General features: G+C 66.3%; 15 protein-coding genes and 1 pseudogene. 10 read left to right on the top strand and 6 right to left on the bottom strand.

The genetic code is table 11. The annotated features are described in order from the left end of the window. Positions 1-30: 30 nt before the first annotated feature. Complete coding sequence (locus ACORQU_RS01320; RefSeq protein WP_491642895.1) at positions 31-1,530, bottom strand: aminotransferase class III-fold pyridoxal phosphate-dependent enzyme; 1,500 nt, start codon at positions 1,528-1,530, stop codon at positions 31-33. 150 nt (positions 1,531-1,680) lie between these two features. Here ACORQU_RS01320 and ACORQU_RS01315 point away from each other — a divergent pair, with 150 nt between their 5' ends. From ACORQU_RS01315 to queA, 4 genes are all read left to right on the top strand, one after another. Beyond that, positions 1,681-2,115, top strand: coding sequence for an Lrp/AsnC family transcriptional regulator (locus ACORQU_RS01315; protein ID WP_271645181.1), 435 nt, complete (start codon positions 1,681-1,683; stop codon positions 2,113-2,115). A 175-nt stretch (positions 2,116-2,290) separates the two neighbouring features. After that, complete coding sequence (locus tag ACORQU_RS01310; RefSeq protein WP_491642894.1) at positions 2,291-2,968, top strand: hypothetical protein; 678 nt, start codon at positions 2,291-2,293, stop codon at positions 2,966-2,968. After that, a complete protein-coding gene (locus ACORQU_RS01305; protein ID WP_491642893.1) occupies positions 2,965-4,371 on the top strand; it encodes an XVIPCD domain-containing protein in 1,407 nt (468 codons plus the stop codon). The genes ACORQU_RS01310 and ACORQU_RS01305 overlap by 4 nt, the downstream gene beginning before the upstream one ends. Before the next feature lie 108 nt (positions 4,372-4,479). Further along, complete coding sequence (queA, locus tag ACORQU_RS01300) at positions 4,480-5,526, top strand: tRNA preQ1(34) S-adenosylmethionine ribosyltransferase-isomerase QueA (RefSeq protein WP_491642892.1); 1,047 nt, start codon at positions 4,480-4,482, stop codon at positions 5,524-5,526. Between the two features lie 67 nt (positions 5,527-5,593). On the opposite strand, the gene ACORQU_RS01295 is transcribed toward queA, so the two are convergent. The 4 genes from ACORQU_RS01295 to ACORQU_RS01280 form a co-directional block, all read right to left on the bottom strand. Then, positions 5,594-9,139 carry a glycosyltransferase gene (locus ACORQU_RS01295; protein WP_491642891.1) on the bottom strand — a complete coding sequence of 1,182 codons (3,546 nt, stop codon included), beginning with the start codon at positions 9,137-9,139 and terminating at the stop codon, positions 5,594-5,596. A gap of 90 nt (positions 9,140-9,229) precedes the next feature. After that, entirely contained in the window at positions 9,230-10,000 is a 771-nt protein-coding gene (locus ACORQU_RS01290) for a class I SAM-dependent methyltransferase (protein ID WP_491642890.1), read from the bottom strand. 20 nt (positions 10,001-10,020) lie between these two features. Beyond that, positions 10,021-11,139, bottom strand: a complete 1,119-nt coding sequence (locus tag ACORQU_RS01285; RefSeq protein ID WP_491642889.1) for a hypothetical protein — start codon at positions 11,137-11,139, stop codon at positions 10,021-10,023. Positions 11,140-11,169: 30 nt separating this feature from the next. After that, positions 11,170-12,363, bottom strand: a complete 1,194-nt coding sequence (locus tag ACORQU_RS01280; protein ID WP_491642888.1) for a DegT/DnrJ/EryC1/StrS family aminotransferase — start codon at positions 12,361-12,363, stop codon at positions 11,170-11,172. A gap of 240 nt (positions 12,364-12,603) precedes the next feature. Here ACORQU_RS01280 and tgt point away from each other — a divergent pair, with 240 nt between their 5' ends. The 6 genes and pseudogenes from tgt (at position 12,604) to ACORQU_RS01250 (ending at position 18,268) form a co-directional block, all read left to right on the top strand. Further along, on the top strand, positions 12,604-13,746 hold the full coding sequence (gene tgt / locus ACORQU_RS01275; protein WP_491642887.1) for a tRNA guanosine(34) transglycosylase Tgt: 1,143 nt from the start codon (positions 12,604-12,606) through the stop codon (positions 13,744-13,746). 168 nt (positions 13,747-13,914) lie between these two features. Further along, positions 13,915-14,262: a preprotein translocase subunit YajC gene (gene yajC, locus ACORQU_RS01270; protein WP_271645190.1), complete on the top strand. Its 348-nt coding sequence runs from the start codon at positions 13,915-13,917 to the stop codon at positions 14,260-14,262. Positions 14,263-14,399: 137 nt separating this feature from the next. Beyond that, a pseudogene (secD, locus tag ACORQU_RS01265) lies at positions 14,400-14,783 on the top strand (protein translocase subunit SecD); the annotation flags it as partial. A 21-nt stretch (positions 14,784-14,804) separates the two neighbouring features. Further along, positions 14,805-16,286, top strand: coding sequence for a protein translocase subunit SecD (gene secD / locus ACORQU_RS01260; RefSeq protein WP_491644897.1), 1,482 nt, complete (start codon positions 14,805-14,807; stop codon positions 16,284-16,286). Positions 16,287-16,352: 66 nt separating this feature from the next. Then, complete coding sequence (gene secF, locus ACORQU_RS01255; RefSeq protein ID WP_491642886.1) at positions 16,353-17,339, top strand: protein translocase subunit SecF; 987 nt, start codon at positions 16,353-16,355, stop codon at positions 17,337-17,339. 134 nt (positions 17,340-17,473) lie between these two features. Next, positions 17,474-18,268 carry a dienelactone hydrolase family protein gene (locus tag ACORQU_RS01250; protein ID WP_491642885.1) on the top strand — a complete coding sequence of 265 codons (795 nt, stop codon included), beginning with the start codon at positions 17,474-17,476 and terminating at the stop codon, positions 18,266-18,268. A gap of 19 nt (positions 18,269-18,287) precedes the next feature. Here the strand turns inward: ACORQU_RS01250 and ACORQU_RS01245 are convergent, their stop codons facing one another. Next, on the bottom strand, positions 18,288-19,289 hold the full coding sequence (locus tag ACORQU_RS01245) for a polyprenyl synthetase family protein (RefSeq protein WP_491644895.1): 1,002 nt from the start codon (positions 19,287-19,289) through the stop codon (positions 18,288-18,290). Positions 19,290-19,389 lie beyond the last annotated feature (100 nt).

Raw genomic sequence — 19,389 nt, 5'->3', positions numbered from 1 at the left:
GCGGGCTTTTTCCGTGTAGGGCCGTCAGTCTCAGGCGGCCTCGGCCTCGCGCAGGCGCGGCCCTTCGCGCAGGGCACGGCCGACCAGACCGACCAACAGATCCAGTTCGTCCTCGGCAATGGTGAACGGCGGAGTGAAGCGTAGCGAATTGGCGCCGCCGTGGATCACGTTGAGCCCGTGCATGCGCAGCCATTCCTCGGTGGAGCCCGCGCCGTAGCACTTGAACTGCGGGGCTAGCTCGCAGGAGAACAGCAGCCCGGTGCCCTGCACATTGGTGATCAGCCCGCCGAGCTCGGCCTTGAGCCGTTCCAGCTTGGCCACGGCCTGCGCACCGCGGGTGCGAATGTTGGCGCGCACGGCTGGGGTGAGCAGGCCCAGCGTGGCGCAGGCGGTGTCCAGTGCGCGCGGATTGGAGGTCATCGTGTTGCCGTAGACGCCCTTGCGGTACAGCGCGGCGGTGGCCTCGGTCACCGCCAGCACCGACAGCGGATACTGGGCGGCGTTGAGTGCCTTGGAGTAGGTCTCCAGGTCCGGTGCCTGAAGGCCCTCGAAGCCCGGGTAGTCCACGACCGACAACACGCCGTGGGCGCGCAGGCCGGCCTGGATCGAATCCACTAGCAGCAGGCTGCCATGGGCGCGCGTCAGTTCGCGCGCGGCGGCGTAGAAGGCCGGCGGCAGCGCCCGACCCGGGTCGCCTTCGCCCATCACCGGCTCCAGGAACACGGCCTCGACGAACCAGCCATTGGCATCGGCATCGGCGAAGACCTGGCGCAACGCGGCTTCGTCATAGGGCGCCACGGCAATGACCGAGTTCTCGCCGCGATAGCTGGCCAGGTGCTGCTGGTAGGTCTTGCGGGTGGAATCCGAGTACAGCCCCGGCTTGTCGGTGCGGCCATGGAAGCTGCCCTTGACCACCACGCGCTTGAGGGTGTGGCCCGCGTGGCGCGCGCCCGGATCGGTCATCAGCTTGGCGTTGATGTCGGCGATGCGCGCGGCCAGGCCAACCGACTCAGAGCCCGAGTTCAGGCACAGGAATTTCGCGTACGGGCAGCCGTCCGGCCGGGTGTGGCCGATCTCGGCACGCATCGCACGCTCGAAGCGCAGCTGCGACAGGCTGGGCGTCATGATGTTGGCCATGGCCTGGGGACGGGCCATCGCGTCCAGCACGGCCTCGGGCGTATGGCCGAAGCCGATCATTCCGTAGCCACCGGCATCGAAGAGCACCGCACCCTTGAGGGTGACCACCCAGGGCCCACGCGCGGCGAGGGCCACGTACGGGTTGACCGCATCGTCTGCATAGAAATTGACGTAGCCGGCCTGCAGGCGCGCGACCTGCTCGGCCTCGTCCAGGTCCAGGAGGTCATCGAACTCGGCGGCCAGGGCCTCGAACTGGGCGGCGGCCGCGCCGATGGCCTGGCCGAGTTCGGGATGCGAGCCGGCGAGGCGCTCCAGGGTCGCGTCATCCAGGCCGGTGGTCTGGCGGGCGCCGGCGCGGGCGCGCAGCGGGGCGAGGGAAGCGATCACGGACATGGAACCTCCTGGCGGCAAGGGTGGAAAGTGTGGCGGCAGGCCTGACGGCGCCGACTTGCTTCCATTATTGGGACATCCTGCGGTGGATTGGCAGGTATGATCCGGGCACTTCATCGGCTTTTTTCGTCGAATCGACGAGTGGTTCTGTACATGGCGACGATTTCCACTTCCGACCAAGCCTTGATCGCCATCCTGCGCGAGGACGCCCGTGCGCCCGTGTCTGAGATTGCGCGCCGCCTGGGCGTGTCGCGCACGACCGCGCAGAGCCGGCTGCAGAAACTGGAGCGGCAAGGGGTGATCGCCGGCTACGGTGTGCGCCTGCGCGACGACGTGGAACATGGCCATATCCGCGCCCACATCCTGGTGACGGTGCGGCCCAAGCAGATGGTGGCGGTGACCAATGCCCTGCGCGCGATGGCCCAGGTACGCGCCCTGCATTCGGTCAGCGGTCCGCACGATCTGATCGCCATCGGCATGGCGCCGACCGTGGGCGAAATGGATGAACTGACCGACCGGATCGGGGCTATCGATGGGGTGGAGCGCACGACCTCCTCGATCATCCTGTCGACCAAGTTCGAACGCTAAGCGGATGCGGGCAGGGCGCGCATCACCTTGATCGCGTCGCGCTCCCTCAGGCAGGCGGCTCGACCGCATCGCGTTCTTTCATCGCGCTGTTTCTGCACTGCATCCCAATTTGACAGGCTCCCTTGCGGTGACGACCATTCCCGCAAGGCTTGCCGATTCCCCGTGGAAGGATCCCATGACGCGCCCCCAGCTCCGTCTGTTTGCCGCCCCCGCGCTGTTGTTCGCCCTGGCCGCCTGTTCTCCTTCGGATTCAAGGACCGATATGAATGCTGTGACCTCATCGACTGCCGATCACGGCGGCACCGCCGCGTCCGCGCGCAACCCCGCGCCAAAGGATGCCTACCGCGTCACCATGACCATCAAGGACGCGCCCGGGCCCTTCGGCTGGATGAAGGCATTGGCGCAGTACGACGTGGTCAACAAGGAGTGCCTGAGCCCGCCGAAGGACAATCCCGGCGGCCGCAGCGCGCCGGTGCCCACTGACGATGTGGAGATCCCGCTGCGGAAGATCTCCGACACCGAGTACGAGGCCGTCGTCTACGCCGACCAGATGCTCGACCAGGACTACACCGGACGCGGCGTTTGCCACTGGAAGCTGATCCAGTTCCGCGTGCATATGAAGCCGACGGGAGCGCATGAAGAGACCTTGTTCATTCCGAGCATTCCGGATGACAAGTTGCTCTCAGCTTCCACTGAGCATGTTTTCTTCAACAAGATCTCTTACTCGGATCGTGATGCCGAGTATGAGCCGATCGATACGGGGGAGAGCAATCGATCCAGGTTTGGCCCATCGATCAAGGACTCTGATCTCTTTACGGTGAAATTTGCCGCCGAGAAGGAGCGTGCGCCGTGACGCTCAGCAGCCAGCAGTACGCCGACCTGGCTGACTTCAGTTATGGGCGTGACCAGAAGGGCAATGAGCACATTGATCTGCAGTCTCTGGTCGGCAAAGTTGTCAAGATGGACGACGGGACCAGCTACCGAATCCTGGCCCATGCCGACAAACCTTCTGGTTATCAGGGCACCATCTTCCAGCGTGAGGACACGGGTGAAATCGTGGTCGCGCATCGTGGAACGGAGTTCACGAGGGAGCCGCTCAGGGATGGCTTACTCACCGACGGCGGGATGGTGTTCAGTCGTGCCAATCAGCAGGCCGCCGACGCGATCGCGTTGACGCGCGAAGCACAGTGGCGCGCTGAGAAGTATGGACATCAGAAGAGTGTTCCCGCTCCGGAAGTCACCGTCACCGGCCACTCCCTCGGCGGCACGCTGGCGCAGATCACCGCGCACCACTTCGATCTGCGCGGCGAGGCCTTCAACCCCTATGGCGCCGCCAGCCTGGGAATGCGGATTCCCGAGGAAGCCACGCCGAAGTTCATCAATCACGTCATGGCGGCCGATGTGGTCAGCTCGGCCAGTCCGCACTACGGGCAGGTTCGCGTCTACGCCAATGCTTCGGAAATCACGCAGCTGCGCATGTCCGGCTATCGGGATGGCGTCCTCGCCGATGTGCTGACGCCTGATCACCCAGTCGTGGCCTCGGTGAACACCTCGCACATGATGCACAACTTCCTCAACGTCGACGGTAACTACCGGCCCGACGTGTCGGTGCTGGGCGATCCAGGCGCGCGGACGCGCGCGCGCGAACACGACCACATGATCGAAAGCTACCGGAGCGACATCCGGGCGATCCGCCGCGGCGCGAGCGCGTTGGGTGATGCAAGCGAGATCCTCAGGGGCCCCGGTCCGGCCGCCGACCGGATCCGTGAACTCATCGAACCGTCCCTGCCTGCGGGTGAGCCTGCGCGCCGGGAGCAGCATCGCCAGCACGGCGCCTCGCTCGCTCCGGGCGCGTTGCCGCTGCCGGACATGCGCGACCCGGCGCATCCGGCCAACGGCCGCTACCAGCAGGCCTACGCTGGGGTCTCGCAGATCGACCAGGGCATGGGGCGCACGCCCGATGGCAGCAGCGAGCGCCTGGCCGCGGCACTGACCGCTGCCAGCCCGCATCTGTCCTCGATCGATCGGGTGGGCTTGAGTCCGGACGGCAGCCGCGCCTTTGCGGTGGAGGCGTCCAACGGCCCGGTCGAGGCGCGCCAGCGGGCGCAGGTGGACGTGGTCAGCGCCGTGCAACGCCCGGTCGAGGCCAGCACCGCGCAATGGCAAGTCGCCACCGATCAGCTCGCCCAGTCGCACGCGCGCCAGCAGGCGCAGGAACGCGCTAATCCGGTGGTCCAGGGCCCGGTGATGGGCTGAGTGAGCCGGCGCAGGCGCCCCCTTTCGCAGGGGCGGGCCTGCGCCACGGCGGGACCGGTCGCGCCGGCCCGTTAGAATACGCGGCCGACCCGATACCGACTGCCCGCGTTGAAGAAGTCCGATTTCCACTATGACCTCCCGCCCGAGCTGATCGCCCAGGCACCGCTGCCCGAGCGTTCCGCCAGCCGTCTGTTGATCGTCCCGCCGGGCGATGCGCCGCTGGCCGACCTGCACGTGCGCGACCTGGTCGACCAGCTCGATGCCGGCGACCTGCTGGTGTTCAACGACACCCGGGTGATTCCGGCGCGGCTGTTCGGGGTGAAGGAAACCGGCGGGCGCGTGGAAATCCTGATCGAGCGCCTGTTGCCGGACAACCGTGCCCACGCACAGATCGGGGCGAGCAAGTCGCCCAAGCCGGGCGGCCGCATTGCGCTGGATGCCGGGGGCAGCTGCGAGGTGCTGGGGCGCGAAGGCGAGTTCTACGAATTGCGCTTCGACGTGGGCGAGGCCCTGGACAGCTGGCTGATCAAGGCCGGGCAGATGCCGCTGCCGCCCTACATCACCCGCGCGCCGGGGCAGGACGACCAGGAGCGCTACCAGACCGTGTTCGCCCGTGAACTGGGCGCGGTGGCCGCACCGACCGCCGGCCTGCACTTCGACCAGCCGCTGCTGGAGGCGCTGAAGGACAAGGGTGTGCAGTTCGGCCACATCACCCTGCACGTGGGCGCCGGCACCTTCCAGGCCATGCGCGTGGACGATGTGCGCGAGCACCGCATGCACAGCGAATGGCTCAATGTGGGGGCCGAACTGATCCAGCAGATCCGACGCACCCGCGCCGCCGGGGGCCGCGTGATCGCCGTGGGGACCACGGTCGTGCGCGCGCTGGAGAGCGCCATGCGCGATGGCGAGCTGCAGCCGTTCGCCGGCGAGACCCGCATCTTCATCTTCCCCGGCTACCGCATCCGCAGCGTCGACGCGCTGGTGACCAACTTCCACCTGCCCGAAAGCACGCTGCTGATGCTGGTATCGGCCTTCTCGGGCAAGGAGCGCATCCTGCAGGCCTACTGGCACGCGGTGGAGCAGCGCTACCGGTTCTTTTCCTATGGCGATGCGATGCTGCTGTTCCCGAGGGACTGGACCGCGCCAGGCGCCTGAGCCCCAGCGCGCCCGAGGGTTTGGCGGCGCGCGGCCTCGCTTGGCGCGCGCCGCGCGCAGGTCCCGATCAGTCCGGCAACCACTGGGAAATCCAGAAACGGGCATGTCGCTCGTCCAGCATCCAGTCCTGGTGCACGGCCGCCCGCAAGGCATCGCCCGCTTTTGCCGCGGCCGCCTGGTCACTGACGTGCATCTGGATCGCATCCACCCAGTCGCGGAACCTGGGCTTGACCCGGGTGACCGGCAGGTCGCCCTGGTAGGGCGCGATGTCGCTGCACACCACCGGAAAGCCACAGGCGCCGTACTCGAGCAGGCGCAGGTTGCTCTTGCAGCGATTGAACAGATTGTCCTCCAGCGGGGCCAGGGCCAGGTCCAGATCCAGGCTGGCGAGCTTGGCGGGATAATCGGCGATGGCCACCGGCGGATGGTATTCGCGCACATAAGGCCGCAGGCTTTCCGGGCACATACCGAAGAACACCCAGTCGACCTCGTCGGCCAGGGCGCGGACCACATCGGCGATGAGTTCCAGGTCGCCGCGATGCCCGGCACCGCCGCCCCAGCCCACGCGCGGCTTGCCGCCTTCGCGACGGCCTGAGCGCACATCCTTCCACCAGGGCAGGGGCAGGTGGTTCTCGACCACGCGGATATCGCCGTGCAGCCCGTCCAGCGCTTCGGCCAGTTCCGGCGTGGAGACCACGAAGCGATCCACCAACTTCAGCGCCTCGCGCATGGTGCGCAGGACGTCCTTGGGCAGCTGTCCATGGTGGGCGCTCTTGCGCGGCAGCAGAGGTAGATAGTCGTCCAGTTCGGCCACGCGGAACGCGCGGCTGAAGCGCGCCAGGCGCTTCTGCTGCGCCATCTTGTCCTCGAACATCTGACGCTGCAGCACGATGACGTCCGGCTGGCGACGCTCCAGCTCGATGGGCGAATAGTAGCGCCCGCTCCACTCGGCATCGGCCACGCCGAAAGTGTTCATGGCATTCACCGGCTGGATGATCCGGTACTGGCCACAACCATCCTGATCCGCCGCCAGCGCGACAGCGACCGGAAGCGGGTGCCAGGACTCCAGCGGATGCCAGTTGTGCTGCGGGTTGACGTCCACCGCAAATCCCCGGCCCTGCAGGGTCAGGTTGCGGTTGTAGGCCGGATCGCGCGCGATCCACGGCAGCCAGCGGTCGTACATGACGTCCTGTTCTTCGCGGAACCGCTTCACCTTGGCCTGCTGGGTGGCCTGGTCGACCTGCTTCTGGCTGACGCTGCCCTCGTGCAGGACCAGCGCATGCGGCGTCCACACCACCAGATAGCCGGCACTGCGGACCTTCAGGCACAGGTCCACGTCGTTGTAGGAGACCTTGAAGGCCTCTTCATCGAGCCCGCCGACCTCCGCATACAGCGACTTGCGCACCATCAGGCACGCGCCGGTGACCGCCGTGTAGTCCTGGTCGACCTGCAGCCGGTACATGTAGCCGGGGGCGTCGAGCTTCTCATCGATGAAGGGATGTTCGGCCGGGCCTCGCAGCCCCAGGATCACGCCGGCGTGCTGGATGGTGCCATTGGGGTAGAGCAGTTTGGCGCCGACGATGCCCACCTCCGGCCGCTGCGCATGATTGAGCAGCGCATCCAGCCAGTCCTCGTGCAGGATGGCCGTGTCGTTGTTGAGCAGGACCAGGTACTCGCCACGCGCCTGGCTTGCGGCGAAGTTGTTGATGGCCGAGTAGTTGAAGGGATGCGGATAGCGCAGCACGCGCAGCTGCGGGCTTTGCAGCGATTCGATGCCATCGAGCCAGGCGACCGCGTCCGCCTCGTCGCTGCCGTTGTCCACGATCAGCACTTCGTAGTTCTTGTAGGCGGTCTTCTCCAGCAGCGTCTCCACGCAGCGCTGGAGCATGCCAAGCTGGTTCTTCGTGGGAATGATGATGGAGACACCAGGCGTGGCCTGGTGCCCGTAGTGGATGCGATAGCAACCCGGAAGATGCGTGTCGACCGAAGCGTGTTCGTAGCCGCGGTTGCGCAGATGCCGATCGAGGGCATGCACCTCCGCTGGTCTGGATCGGATCTCCTGAGGCGGCACCACCAGCAGGGGCTCGGGCACATGGGTAAGACCCTCAAGGCCACCGATGTCGATCAGGCGCAGCAGCAGGTCAAGCTCTGCCGCATCCGCGGCGTCTGCATCAAAGCCGCCGAGCTCAAGAAAGATATCGCGCCTGAACAGCCAGTGCCTCGCCATGCCGGAGGGCATGGACAGCAAAAGGTCCAGATTGAAGTCGGGCCGGAACACCGCAGACAGGTCGCCGTCTTCGCCGAGCATCATTTCGTCGGCGTAGATCGCCCGGAGGTCGTCGTTGCCGATCAGGTGCTGCGCCACCATCTGCAGGCCTGCGGTGGTGAAGGTCTCGCCCGCCTGGACCAGCATGAACCAATCCGACGTGTCGCCGGCGATGATCCGGTTGACCAGGGAGGATTCGCTTTCTTGTCCCGACTTTTCCGCAAGATGCAGCTGCGTCAGCGTTGTGCCGGGAGGCGGCAATGCGCCGTCAAGGACGAAGATCCTACGTGGCAAGAATCCAGCACTGAGGTTCTCAAGACTTCTCAGCGTACGTGCCAAGGACGGGCCGTCCTGGCCTCCGCAAATAACGATCGACATGGTCGCCGCCCCGAGCTGGTCCTGCCGCAAGGCGATCTGCCGCGCTTGCGATGCAGTGGGCTTTCGCAAAGACAACCACTGCTCGAGCCGGTCGAAGGGCTGACGCCCAGCGATCATACGTTTGATGCGCTGTCCCAGATCAATGGTCTCAACCTGCGTGGGTGCGTCGAGGCGAGCGACTCGGACAAGATGATTGTCTTGGTCTCGATACCAGCCGAGCGCACGGATCATGTGCTTGAAGTACAAGTACCAATCGTTGCCGATGTCGGGATTGAGATGGCTGGCATGACTCGTCTGTTCGCGCGAGACGCGGAAACTCGACAGCGGCTTGACCAGGTAGGCCAAGGAGCCCTTCCGCAACAGGTTGACGTTCATCGTCAGGTCGCCGAGCCATTTGACCTTGTTGCCGCCCAGCGAGAACTGCTTGCCGGCTAGCGGCAGGATATGCGCGCGCCGCACCATCACCGCGCTGGGCTCGCCAATGAAATTGAGCGTGTGATCACCCAGGAGCGACACCAGGTCGCCACCTTCCACCAGGACGTCGAATTGGAACGGCGAGAGGGTCGCACCGCTGTCGCGTATCGGATCTCCGGCCTCGTCTATCCTGTTCCGGCGTGAAGTTGCCAGGGCGACATCGGGGTGCGCGTCCAGCACCTCGGCGAGGCTCTTCAAGCATCCGGGAAGCAGTACATCATCGTCGTAGAGGAATTTGATGTAGTGCCCGCTGGCCCGTCGGATGCATTCGCCGACGTTGCCCTCTTCGCCCAGCGAAGCCGCATTGCGGTAGTAACGCAGCGGCACGGACGGGTGCCGTTCCTGGTGCTCAGCGACGATCGCCGCGACCTCCTCGCCAGGGCTGTCATCGCACACCAGGATTTCGAACTGATCGAATTCCTGCTTCAACGCGCTTTCGAGTGCCGCGCCCAGGTACTTGGCCTTGTAGGCGGGAATGGCGACGGTGACACGCATGCTCTGGGAGGCTGGCGCGTCGGGAGCGGTGAATTGGGAGGATGCAGGGTGCAGAGTCACGAAAAACTCCAGAGGCGACGGTGCGAAGGATCAAGCCAGGACGAAAAGGGGGCGGTTGAGGAACTCGCCAAGCGCATCCTTGCGATGCGCGTTGGCCGGGCAAAGGTCGCGGTAGACGATGTCGTCTGGCTCCTGTGCCTGCTCTGCCACCCCCACATGCCGGACCTTCCACACGCCACGCACGCCGTCAGTGATGAAGGCCACCATCTCCTCAATCGTGCCGTGCTCGAACAGACCGGCGTGGCGGTTGCCCTTCCAGTTGAAACCAAGCTGGAACACCAGCGTGTTGCAACGCTCCCGCATGCCGATGAGGCTGTGGATGATCTGCGCGCGCGCGCCCTGGACCGACAGGTCGGGGTCGCCGTAATCGTCGCCGACGTGATGCAGCACATTGAGGAGCAGGGCGATGTCGTGGTGTCCGCGGTCCTGCGTGAAGTCGAAGTAGTGGCCGTTCACTGTCAGGCGCGCCTCCAGCCCGAGCGCCGCACGCGCGGCCTCCAGGAATTGAACGTGGTCCTTGCTGCCCTCATAGCCGGTTGCGTGGCGGGCGCCAGCCTGCAGCATCTCCATCAGGAAGAAGCCGCTGTTGCACCCGATGTCCAGCACGCTGCGGTCCTTGACCTCGATCCGTTGCAGGACATAGTCCAGCCGCGCGCGCTCGTACCGGCGCAACGTGGGCAGGGACGTGTTGGCCAGATAAGGCAGCAGCGGCGCTGGAATTTCCTGGTAGCAGGCATGCTTGCTCCCGCTTCGCGTTTTCTCGAAGGCATCGAGTAGCGCGGCTTGCATCGCGTCGGGCATGGCAGAGTCCGATGAAAGGGTCATGAAAGAGAGTGCGCGTTGGCCAAGCGCAGCTTGATGGCGGTCCGCGCCTCGTTGAGGAACAATCGGAACGTGTCGCGCCGGAGATAGAGCTCCTGCGCGAGCAGTCCTAGACGTCGTGGCCAGGAAAGCGCGCGTGCGGACGGATACACCCGCACCCGGCGGCGGCGTCCCCAGTCCATGAGCCAGCCTCCCATCCACAGATAGCCCGCGCCCTGTCGCCCTGGCGGCAGGGGCGCGCAGGTCCCCGCAAAGGCTTCGGGCTTGAAACCGGCCCGTTCCGCCAGGCTCCATGGTCCCCAGAAGCGAGGGTTGACCTCGATCAGGTAGTGACGACCGTCGATCTCCATCGTTTCGATCATGGCGTAACCCCGATAGTTCACGCTGCGGAACAACGCCGTGAGCTTTTCGCTGGTATCCAGGTCCGGGCATGCGCACAGCTCTGCGGCGATGATCGACTTGCCGTTGGCTTGCTGCAGCAGGTTGCGTTGGTAGGCGAAGGTGGCCGTGCCGTCCGCTGCAAAATGCGCCAGGTAGTAGTAGCTGGCGCCTTCGAGATAGGTCTGGAAGAAGTAGAGCGCGGGATCGGCGTTGCGGTGGAAGGCGTGGAGCGCCGCCGTGTCGAAGATCAGTTCCGGATAGAGCTTGCGCCCATCCGGCGCAAACTCGGTCTTGGGCTTGGCCACCAGTGGAAGCGCCTGCGCGGTCGGCGCTTCCAAGGAAGGAGGGGCCAGAAGACCGAAGCCTGCCGCGAGCGCCAACAGGCGTGCCTTGTCCGAGACCGCCGCGTACAGGTCCGCATCGACCAGACGCACGCGAAGCCCGGCCTGCTCGAAGCGGTCACGGTAGTCCAGGACCAGGCGATTGATGGATTCGGCTGTCGGCAGGAAGGTCAGTGACTGTCCGGGATGGCGCGCGACGAGTTGAGCGACGCATGCCAGCATGTCGTCCAGGTCCAGTGCGTCGGAACCGCGCGTGGTCGCAATCCACGTTCGATATTTGGTCAGGCGCATTGGGTCATCGCCGGGACGGGCCACGATCGCGCACGGTACGCCGCGCGCCGCGAAGGACCGGCAGATCGCGATGAGCGCGCGCTCGTTGGCGCCCGAGAAGACCACGTAGCGGGTGGCGACAGCGTCTTGCACCCCTCACCGCCCTACGGTTGTGTGCCTGCCGGCGTGGGCGACGATGCTGACGATCCGCTCGATTGTGGCGTCTTCCAGCGCCGGGTAGATGGGAAGGCAGAGGATCTCGCGCGCTGCAGCGGTTGCCACCGGCAGGTTCTCCTGCTGGGTGCCGGGCAGGCCGCGATACATCGGGAACTGGGAGATCAGTGGATGGAAGTAGCGCCGCGCATAGATCTGGTGCTCCCGCAGCACCGCATACAGGTCGTCGCGCTCGATCGGATAGCTGGGTCCCACCAGGACCGGGAAGTAGGCGAAGTTCGAACCGTGCTGCTGCCGCGGGGGCAGGGTGATCCCCGGCACGTCCTGCAGCAGCTGGCGGTACAGGGTGTCGATCTGCTCGCGCCGGGCCAGTGCCTTGTCGATGTGCTGCAACTGCAGCAGCCCGAAGGCGGCATTGATCTCGCTCATCTTGCCGTTGATGCCGGGTGCGACGACGGTGGTCTCGTCGACAAACCCGAAGTTCTTCAGGTGGTCGATACGGCGCTTGGTGCGCGCGTCCGGACTGATGATCGCGCCGCCTTCGAAGGTGTTGAAGACCTTGGTGGCGTGGAAGCTGAGCACCGACAGGTCGCCATGCCGCACGATGCTGCCACCGTCGTCGTTGACGCCGAAGGCATGGGCGGCGTCATAAATGACCTTCAGGCCGTAGTTGTCCGCGATCGATTCGATGGCGTCCACCGCGCAGCGCCGCCCATAGCAGTGGACCGGCAGGATCGCCGTGGTCTGCGGGGTGATGGCGGCCTCGATCTTGGCCGGGTCCAGGTTCAGCGTCTCCGGCTCGATGTCGACGAAGACCGGCTTGATGCCATTCCACAGCAGGGCATGGGAGGTCGCTACGAAGCTGTAGGGCGTGGTGATCACTTCGCCGGTGATGCGCAGGGCCTGCAGGGCCGTCACCAGGGCCAGGGTGCCGTTGGCGAAGAGCGAAATGTGCTCGACGCCAAGGTATTGGCAGAGTTGCCGTTCCAGTTCCTGGTGGCAGGGACCGTTGTTGGTCAGCACCTTGCGCTCCCAGATGCCCTGCAGATAGGGCAGAAACTCCTCCAGCGGAGGCAGGTAAGGCTGGGTGACGTAGACCGGATCGGTAGAGGCGTCCCGGGCTTGAGCGTCAGTCCAGGGCGTCGTCGCCGGTTGGAGGGGTCGGGCTGAGTTCATCGCGTACTGACCGCCGCTGCTGCTTGTAAAGGGGAATGTCGCCTCTGCACCGGGCGGATGCAGGACGGCAACGCTTTGATTCTGCTGGTTAAACGTCGCGGTCATGGCAGATGCAAGCGCCGTGCCGAGCGCGCGACGGCATTTTGGCGGTGGTGTTGCGTGGCGGGCGGAACCATCTACGGGCTGGGCCTGGAAGCGCCGATTCAGGACAATGGCCCGCTATTTCCGATCCCGCCATCCATGTCCCGACTCCAGTTCCAGCTCAAAACCACCGATGGTGACGCCCGCCGAGGCCAGCTGACCTTCCCCCGCGGCACCGTCCAGACCCCGGCCTTCATGCCGGTGGGCACCTATGGGTCGGTCAAGGGCATCCTGCCCGAGCACATCGCCGAGCTGGGTGCGGAGATCATCCTGGGCAATACCTTCCACCTGTACCTGCGCCCGGGCCTGGAGGTCATCGGCCAGCACGGGGGCCTGCATGGCTTCGCCCGCTGGGACAAGCCGATCCTGACCGACTCGGGCGGCTTCCAGGTGTTCTCGCTGGCCCATCGCCGCAAGATCACCGAGGCCGGCGTGACCTTCGCCTCGCCGACCGATGGCGCCAAGGTGTTCCTGGGCCCGGAGGAGAGCATGAAGATCCAGCACGTGCTCGACTCGGACATCGTGATGATCTTCGACGAGTGCCCGCCGGTGACCGTGGATGGCAAGCCGGTGGACAAGCGCGTGGTCCACAAGTCCATGGAGCTGAGCCTGCGCTGGGCACAGCGCTCGCGCGATGCGCACAATGCGCTGGGCAATGACGCGGCGCTGTTCGGCATCGTTCAGGGCGGGGTGCACACCGACCTGCGCGCGCAGTCGGCGCAGGGTCTGCAGGACATCGGCTTCGACGGTTATGCCATCGGCGGGCTGGCGGTGGGCGAGACGGAAGCCGAGCGCAACGCCATGCTCGAGCACCTGCACCCGCAGCTGCCCACCGACAAACCGCGCTATCTGATGGGCGTGGGCCGGCCGGAAGACCTGGTCGAGGGCGTCGCGCGTGGGGTGGACATGTTCGATTGCGTCATGCCGACCCGCAACGCGCGCAACGGTCATTACTTCACCGGCTTCGGCACCGTGCGCATCCGCAACAGCAAGTACGAGCACGACCTGGAGGTGATCGAACCGGGCTGTGGCTGCTATGCCTGCCGCAACGGCTTCACCCGCAGCTACCTGCGCCACCTGGACCGCTGCAACGAAATGCTTGGACCCATGCTCGGCACCCTGCACAACCTGTGGTACTACCAGTCGCTGATGGCGCAGATGCGCGCGGCGATCGAGCAGGGGCGGTTCCAGGCGTTCCGGGCGGATTTCTACGCCGCGCGCGGTGCAACGCCGCCGGACTAGGGGGCCGGCAGAGGGCAGGGAGCGGAACCTTTTCCGCGCAATGTGGTCGGAATCGGCCAGGAAGGGGGAAGTTGACGGTTTCGACCCGATGCGCGGCCCCAGTCACGCCCGCCGTGGCCCCATGGCATAATCCGCGGCTGCTTTCGGCCCAACAATGGACCCAGATACATGAATCTGCTCGATTTGATCATTCCCGCCGCGCACGCCCAGGCGGCCGGCGCGCCCGCCCCGCAGGGCGGCGGCCTGTCCATGCTGATCTTCCCGGTCGTCCTGATCGCGGTGATGTACTTCGTGATGATCCGCCCGCAGATGAAGCGCCAGAAGGAGCACAAGGCCCTGCTGGACAAGCTCTCGCGCGGCGATGAGGTCATCACTTCCGGCGGCATCGCCGGGTTCGTGGCCGAGATCGGCGACAACTTCGTCACCGTCGAGGTGGCCGATGGGGTCAAGGTCCGCGTGCAGAAGGGCGCGGTCGGCAACGTCCTGCCCAAGGGCACGCTGAAGTCCGCCGTCTGACGGATCGTGCCAATCGACGGACCGCCTTGGCGGTCCGTCTTTTTGTTTCATCCCTGGCCCGGCGGCTGCAATGCCGCAGACGTCCGGTCCCATCACGTAGTGCGCGCCTGGGGATGCAGGTGCGCGGGTGCTAAGCAATGCTTGAGTTTCCTCGCTGGAAATATGTCCTGATCCTGGTCGTGCTGGCGGTCAGTGCGCTGTACGCGCTGCCCAACATCTACCCGCAGGATCCGTCCGTGCAGATCACCGCCAGCCATGGCGCGACCATCGACGATGCCTTGAAGGCCAAGGTCGAGGCCGCGCTGAAGGGCGCCCAGGTCACTCCCAAGCAGCTGGAGACCCGTGATGGCGACCTGCTGGTGCGCCTGCCCAGCGCCGAGGCGCAGACCAAGGCCAACGACGCACTGCGCGAATCGCTGGGCCAGGACTACACCGTGGCCCTGAATCTGGCCTCCACCGTGCCGGACTGGCTGTCCAACCTGGGCGCCAAGCCCATGGTGCGCGGCCTGGACCTGCAAGGCGGCGTCCACTTCACCCTGCAGGTGGACCAGAAGGCCGCGCTGGACAAGCGCCTGGACGCCTTCGCCGAGGATGCGCGGGTCACCTTGCGTGACGCCAAGATCCATTACGAGTCGGTGCAGCGTCAGCCCGACAACAGCATTGTGGTCACCCTGGCGGGCGACCAGAACGCCGATGCGGCCCGCACCAAACTCGCGCAGGCCCTGACCCTGTCCACCGGCAGCGCCAGTGGCGCGTTGGTCGGCACCTCGCCGCTCAACTTCGACGTGGACGGCAACCGGGTGACCATCCGCGTGCCCGAGAGCGAGCTGGCGCAGATCTCAGGCGCGGCCATTCAGCAGAACATCACCACCTTGCGCAACCGCGTCAACGAGCTGGGCGTGTCCGAGCCGATCATCCAGCAGCAGGGCGACGACCGCATCGTGGTCCAGCTGCCGGGCGTGCAGGACACCGCCGAGGCCAAGCGCCTGATCGGCGCCACGGCGACCATCGAATTCCGCGCGGTTGTCGACGGCGATGCGTTCGAAGCCCAGCGCACCGGCAACGTGCCGCCGGAAGCCAAGCTCTACACCCAGCGCGACACCGGCGCGCCGGTGCTGCTGAACAAGCGCGTGCTGGCTTCAGGCGACCAGATGGTGGGGGCCACGGTCAACGTGGACCAGAACGGCCTGCCGGCGGTGGACATCACCCTGAACAATGTCGCCGGCCAGCGCATGTTCGACTTCACCAGTCAGAACGTCGGCAAGCGCATGGCGGTGGTCTACATCGAGCGCGTGCCGCAGGTGACCATGGTCGACGGCAAGGAAGTGCGCAGCGTCAAGGTGAGCGAGGAGGCGCTGGCGCCCTCGACCATCCAGGGCGTGTTCGGCAAGAACTTCCAGACCACCGGCCTGACCAAGGACGAGGCCGACAACCTGGCCAAGCTGCTGCGCGCCGGTTCGCTGGCCGCGCCGATGGATTTCGCCGAGGAGCGCGTCGTCGGGCCCAGCCTGGGTGCGGAGAACGTGCAGCGCGGCGTGACCGCGGTGGTCTACGCCTTCCTGTTCACCCTGGTGTTCTTCGGCGTCTACTACCGCATGTTCGGCGCGATCACCTCGGTGGCGCTGCTGTTCAACCTGGTGATCGTGGTGGCGGTGATGTCCTTGTTCGGCGCGACCATGACCCTGCCGGGCTTCGCCGGCCTGGCGCTGTCCATCGGTCTATCCGTGGATGCCAACGTCCTGATCAACGAGCGTATCCGCGAAGAACTGCGGGCTGGCGTGCCGGCACGGTCGGCCATCGCGGCCGGCTACGAGCGCGCCGGCGGCACCATCCTGGACGCCAACCTCACCGGCATCATCGCCGGCGTGGCGCTGTATGCCTTCGGCACCGGGTCCCTGCGCGGCTTCGCGGTGACGATGATCATCGGCATCCTGGCCTCGATGTTCACCGCCATCACCGTCTCGCGCGCGCTGGCGGTGCTGATCTACGGCGGCCGCGCCAAGCTCAAGGCCCCGGCCATCTAAGCGGTACGCGAATCCTTCGCAGGAGTCCGCGCGGCGCGCGGGCTGTTCAATGAAGAGCAAGACACCATGGCACTTTTCCCGCTGCACCTGATTCCCAACGACACCAACATCGACTTCATGCGGCTGCGCCGGGTGACGGTGACGATAACCCTGGCGTTGCTGGTCGCCTCCATCACGCTAATGGCCACCAAGGGCTTCAACTATGCGCTGGACTTCACCGGCGGTACCGTGGTTGAAGTCCGCCTGGACAAGCCGGCCGACGTGGAAAGTGTGCGCCAGCGCCTGCAGGCCGCCGGTTACGAAGGCGCCCAGGTGCAGAGCTTCGGCAGTGGCAGCGATCTGCTGGTGCGCCTGCAGCCGCGTGACGAGGACGCCGCCAATGCGGCCGGTGCCTCCACCGGCGAGGCCAACACCCGCACCGCGCGCGAAGTGATCGCCGCGATCTCCTCCTCGGACAACCAGGCCACGCTGCTGCGCAACGAGTTCGTCGGTCCGCAGGTGGGCAAGGACCTGACCAAGAACGGCATCTATGCGGCGGTGTTCGTGCTGGTGGGTTTCCTGATCTACATCGGCTTTCGCTTCGAGTGGAAGTTCGCGGTGGTGGCCACCGTCACCACGTTGTTCGACGTGCTGGTGACCGCGGCGTACTTCTCGCTGAGCGGGCGCGAGTTCGACCTGACCGTGCTGGCCGGCCTGCTGTCGGTGATGGGCTTTTCGATCAACGACACCATCGTGGTGTTCGATCGCGTGCGTGAGAACTTCCGCGCGCTGCGCCTGTCGCCGCTGGAGGTCATGAACCGCTCGATCAACCAGACCCTCTCGCGCACCATCATCACCTCGCTGGTGTTCTTCCTGTCGGTGCTGGCGCTGTACCTGTACGGCGGCGGTTCGCTGCAGGGCCTGGCCCTGACCCAAATGATCGGCGCGGTGCTGGGCACCCTGTCCTCGATCTTCCTGGCCTGCCCGCTGCTGACCCTGGGCTTCTTGGCGGTGAGCAAGCAGGACCTGCTGCCCAAGGCCAAGGACGTGGAAGCGCTGGCGCGCCGCCCATAGGCGCCGGAGCCGTCGCTTCCCAAGAAAAAAGGCCGCGCCACGTGCGCGGCCTTTTCCATTGCACCTACCTTCGCGCCGTGACACGCGCGGCGCGCCTACACTCGGCCTTCTTCGGCGGATGGCGAGGTGTGGGCATGCGCGTCTTTTCCAGGGTGGTATGGGCCGGCATCCTGTTGGCTTGTGCGCTGCCAGCGCTGTCGCGCGAGGTGGTGAAGCCGGTGCAGTGGAAGGTCGGCAATCAGGGCTTTTCCGGCTATCTGATCTATGACGATGCGGGGCCGGCGCAGCGCCCGGGCCTGGTGATGGTCCCGGACTGGATGGGCGTGACCGATGGTGCGGTGAAGATCGCCGGTCAGGTGGCAGGCAAGGACTATGTGGTGCTGCTGGCCGACGTGTATGGCACGGGGGTGCGGCCGGCCAACACGCAGGAGGCCGGCAAGCTGGCCGGAGGCCTGAAGGCCGACCGACCCGCGCTGCGCGCCCGGGTGCGAGAAGCCGTTTCAGTGCTGAAGGCGCAGGCCGGTAGCGCGCCATTGGACGTGTCCCGGATCGGCGCCTTCGGCTTCTGCTTCGGCGGCACCACCGTGCTGGAGCTGGTGCGTGGCGGCGACCGGTTGGCCGGCGTGGTCACCCTGCACGGTGGACTGGAGCCGGGCAGCACGCCCGCCGCGCCCGGCTCGGCGCGTACGCCGCTACTGGTCCTCAACGGCGCCGACGATCCGACCATGCCGCCCCAGGTCATCACCGATTTCCGCAAGGAAATGGACGCGGCCGGCGCGGACTGGCAGTTCGTGGATTTCAGCGGCGCGGTGCACTGCTTCGCCATCCCCGGCGCGGATGCGCCAGGCTGCAAGTACGATCCGCGCGCGGCGCGACGTGCCTACCGGATGATGGGCGACTTCTTCGACGAGGTCTTCCACCAGCACTAGACTGGTGGCGGCGCCAGCCTCAGTGCTGGCGTTCGACCGCGTAGCGGGCCAGGCCGCGCAGCGCGGCGACGGCGTCATTGTCCGCCAGCCCGTCCAGCGCATCTTCGGCGGCCTGCGCGTACTCGGCCGCGCGGCGCTGGCTGTAGGCGATGCCGCCGGTGGCCTGGATGGCGGCCAGGACCTCGGGCATGGCCGTGGTGTCGCCATCGGCCACGATCTGGCGCAGCCGCGCCTGTGTGGCCGCCCCGGAGTGGGCGATGGCGTGAATCAGGGGCAGGGTGGCCTTGCCTTCCGCCAGGTCATCGCCCAGGTTCTTGCCCAGCGCCTCGGCATTGGCGGTGTAATCCAGCACATCGTCGGCGATCTGGAAGGCATATCCCAACTGCATGCCGTAGTCGTACAGGCGCTGCTGGGTGGCCTCGTCCGCGCCGGAGGCCAGTGCCCCGAGCCGGGTGCCGGCGGCGAACAGCACCGCGGTCTTGCGCTCGATCACGCGCAGGTAGGCGGCCTCGTCGGTGTCCGGGTTGTGCACGTGCAGCAGCTGCAGCACCTCGCCTTCGGCGATGCGGTTGGTGGTGTTGGCCAGGATCCGCATGACCGCCATGCGGTCCAGCTCGACCATCAGCTGGAAGCTGCGCGAATACAGGAAGTCGCCGACCAGCACGCTGGGCGCGTTGCCCCACAGTGCATTGGCCGTGCTGCGGCCGCGACGCAGGTCCGATTCGTCCACCACATCGTCGTGGAGCAGGGTCGAGGTGTGGATGAACTCGACGATCGCGGCCAGCTGATGATGCTCGGCAGTGGCCTCGGCCCCGCAGGCGCGGCCGGCCAGGGCGACCAGCATCGGCCGCAGGCGCTTGCCGCCCGCGGAGATGATGTGGTCGGCGATCTGGTTGATCAGGACCACGTCCGAGGCCAGGCGGCGGCGGATCAGATCATCGATGGCGGCCATGTCCGGGGCGGCCAGGGACTGGATCTGGGGGAGTCCCAGCGCGGAGCGGGGGAGCGGGACGGCGGACATGCGGACCGGGGTGTTCAGGAAGAATCGCAATTATAGGTTCATGGGGCGCTTTTCCGGTCAGGATTGCCTGACCCGCGGGCGCGGCGGGTGCCGATGGACG

The organism is Pseudoxanthomonas sp. JC1303 (genome assembly GCF_058448525.1).
This window is presented reverse-complemented; position numbering and strand designations above follow the sequence as displayed.

Coding starts and splice junctions, on each gene's coding strand:
- ACORQU_RS01320 (WP_491642895.1), bottom strand. CDS start 1,530: ATGTCCGTGATCGCTTCCCTCGCCCCGCTGCGCGCCCGCGCCGGCGCC.
- ACORQU_RS01315 (WP_271645181.1), top strand. CDS start 1,681: ATGGCGACGATTTCCACTTCCGACCAAGCCTTGATCGCCATCCTGCGC.
- ACORQU_RS01310 (WP_491642894.1), top strand. CDS start 2,291: ATGACGCGCCCCCAGCTCCGTCTGTTTGCCGCCCCCGCGCTGTTGTTC.
- ACORQU_RS01295 (WP_491642891.1), bottom strand. CDS start 9,139: ATGCGTGTCACCGTCGCCATTCCCGCCTACAAGGCCAAGTACCTGGGC.
- ACORQU_RS01290 (WP_491642890.1), bottom strand. CDS start 10,000: ATGCCCGACGCGATGCAAGCCGCGCTACTCGATGCCTTCGAGAAAACG.
- ACORQU_RS01280 (WP_491642888.1), bottom strand. CDS start 12,363: ATGAACTCAGCCCGACCCCTCCAACCGGCGACGACGCCCTGGACTGAC.
- tgt (WP_491642887.1), top strand. CDS start 12,604: ATGTCCCGACTCCAGTTCCAGCTCAAAACCACCGATGGTGACGCCCGC.
- yajC (WP_271645190.1), top strand. CDS start 13,915: ATGAATCTGCTCGATTTGATCATTCCCGCCGCGCACGCCCAGGCGGCC.
- secF (WP_491642886.1), top strand. CDS start 16,353: ATGGCACTTTTCCCGCTGCACCTGATTCCCAACGACACCAACATCGAC.
- ACORQU_RS01250 (WP_491642885.1), top strand. CDS start 17,474: ATGCGCGTCTTTTCCAGGGTGGTATGGGCCGGCATCCTGTTGGCTTGT.
- ACORQU_RS01245 (WP_491644895.1), bottom strand. CDS start 19,289: ATGTCCGCCGTCCCGCTCCCCCGCTCCGCGCTGGGACTCCCCCAGATC.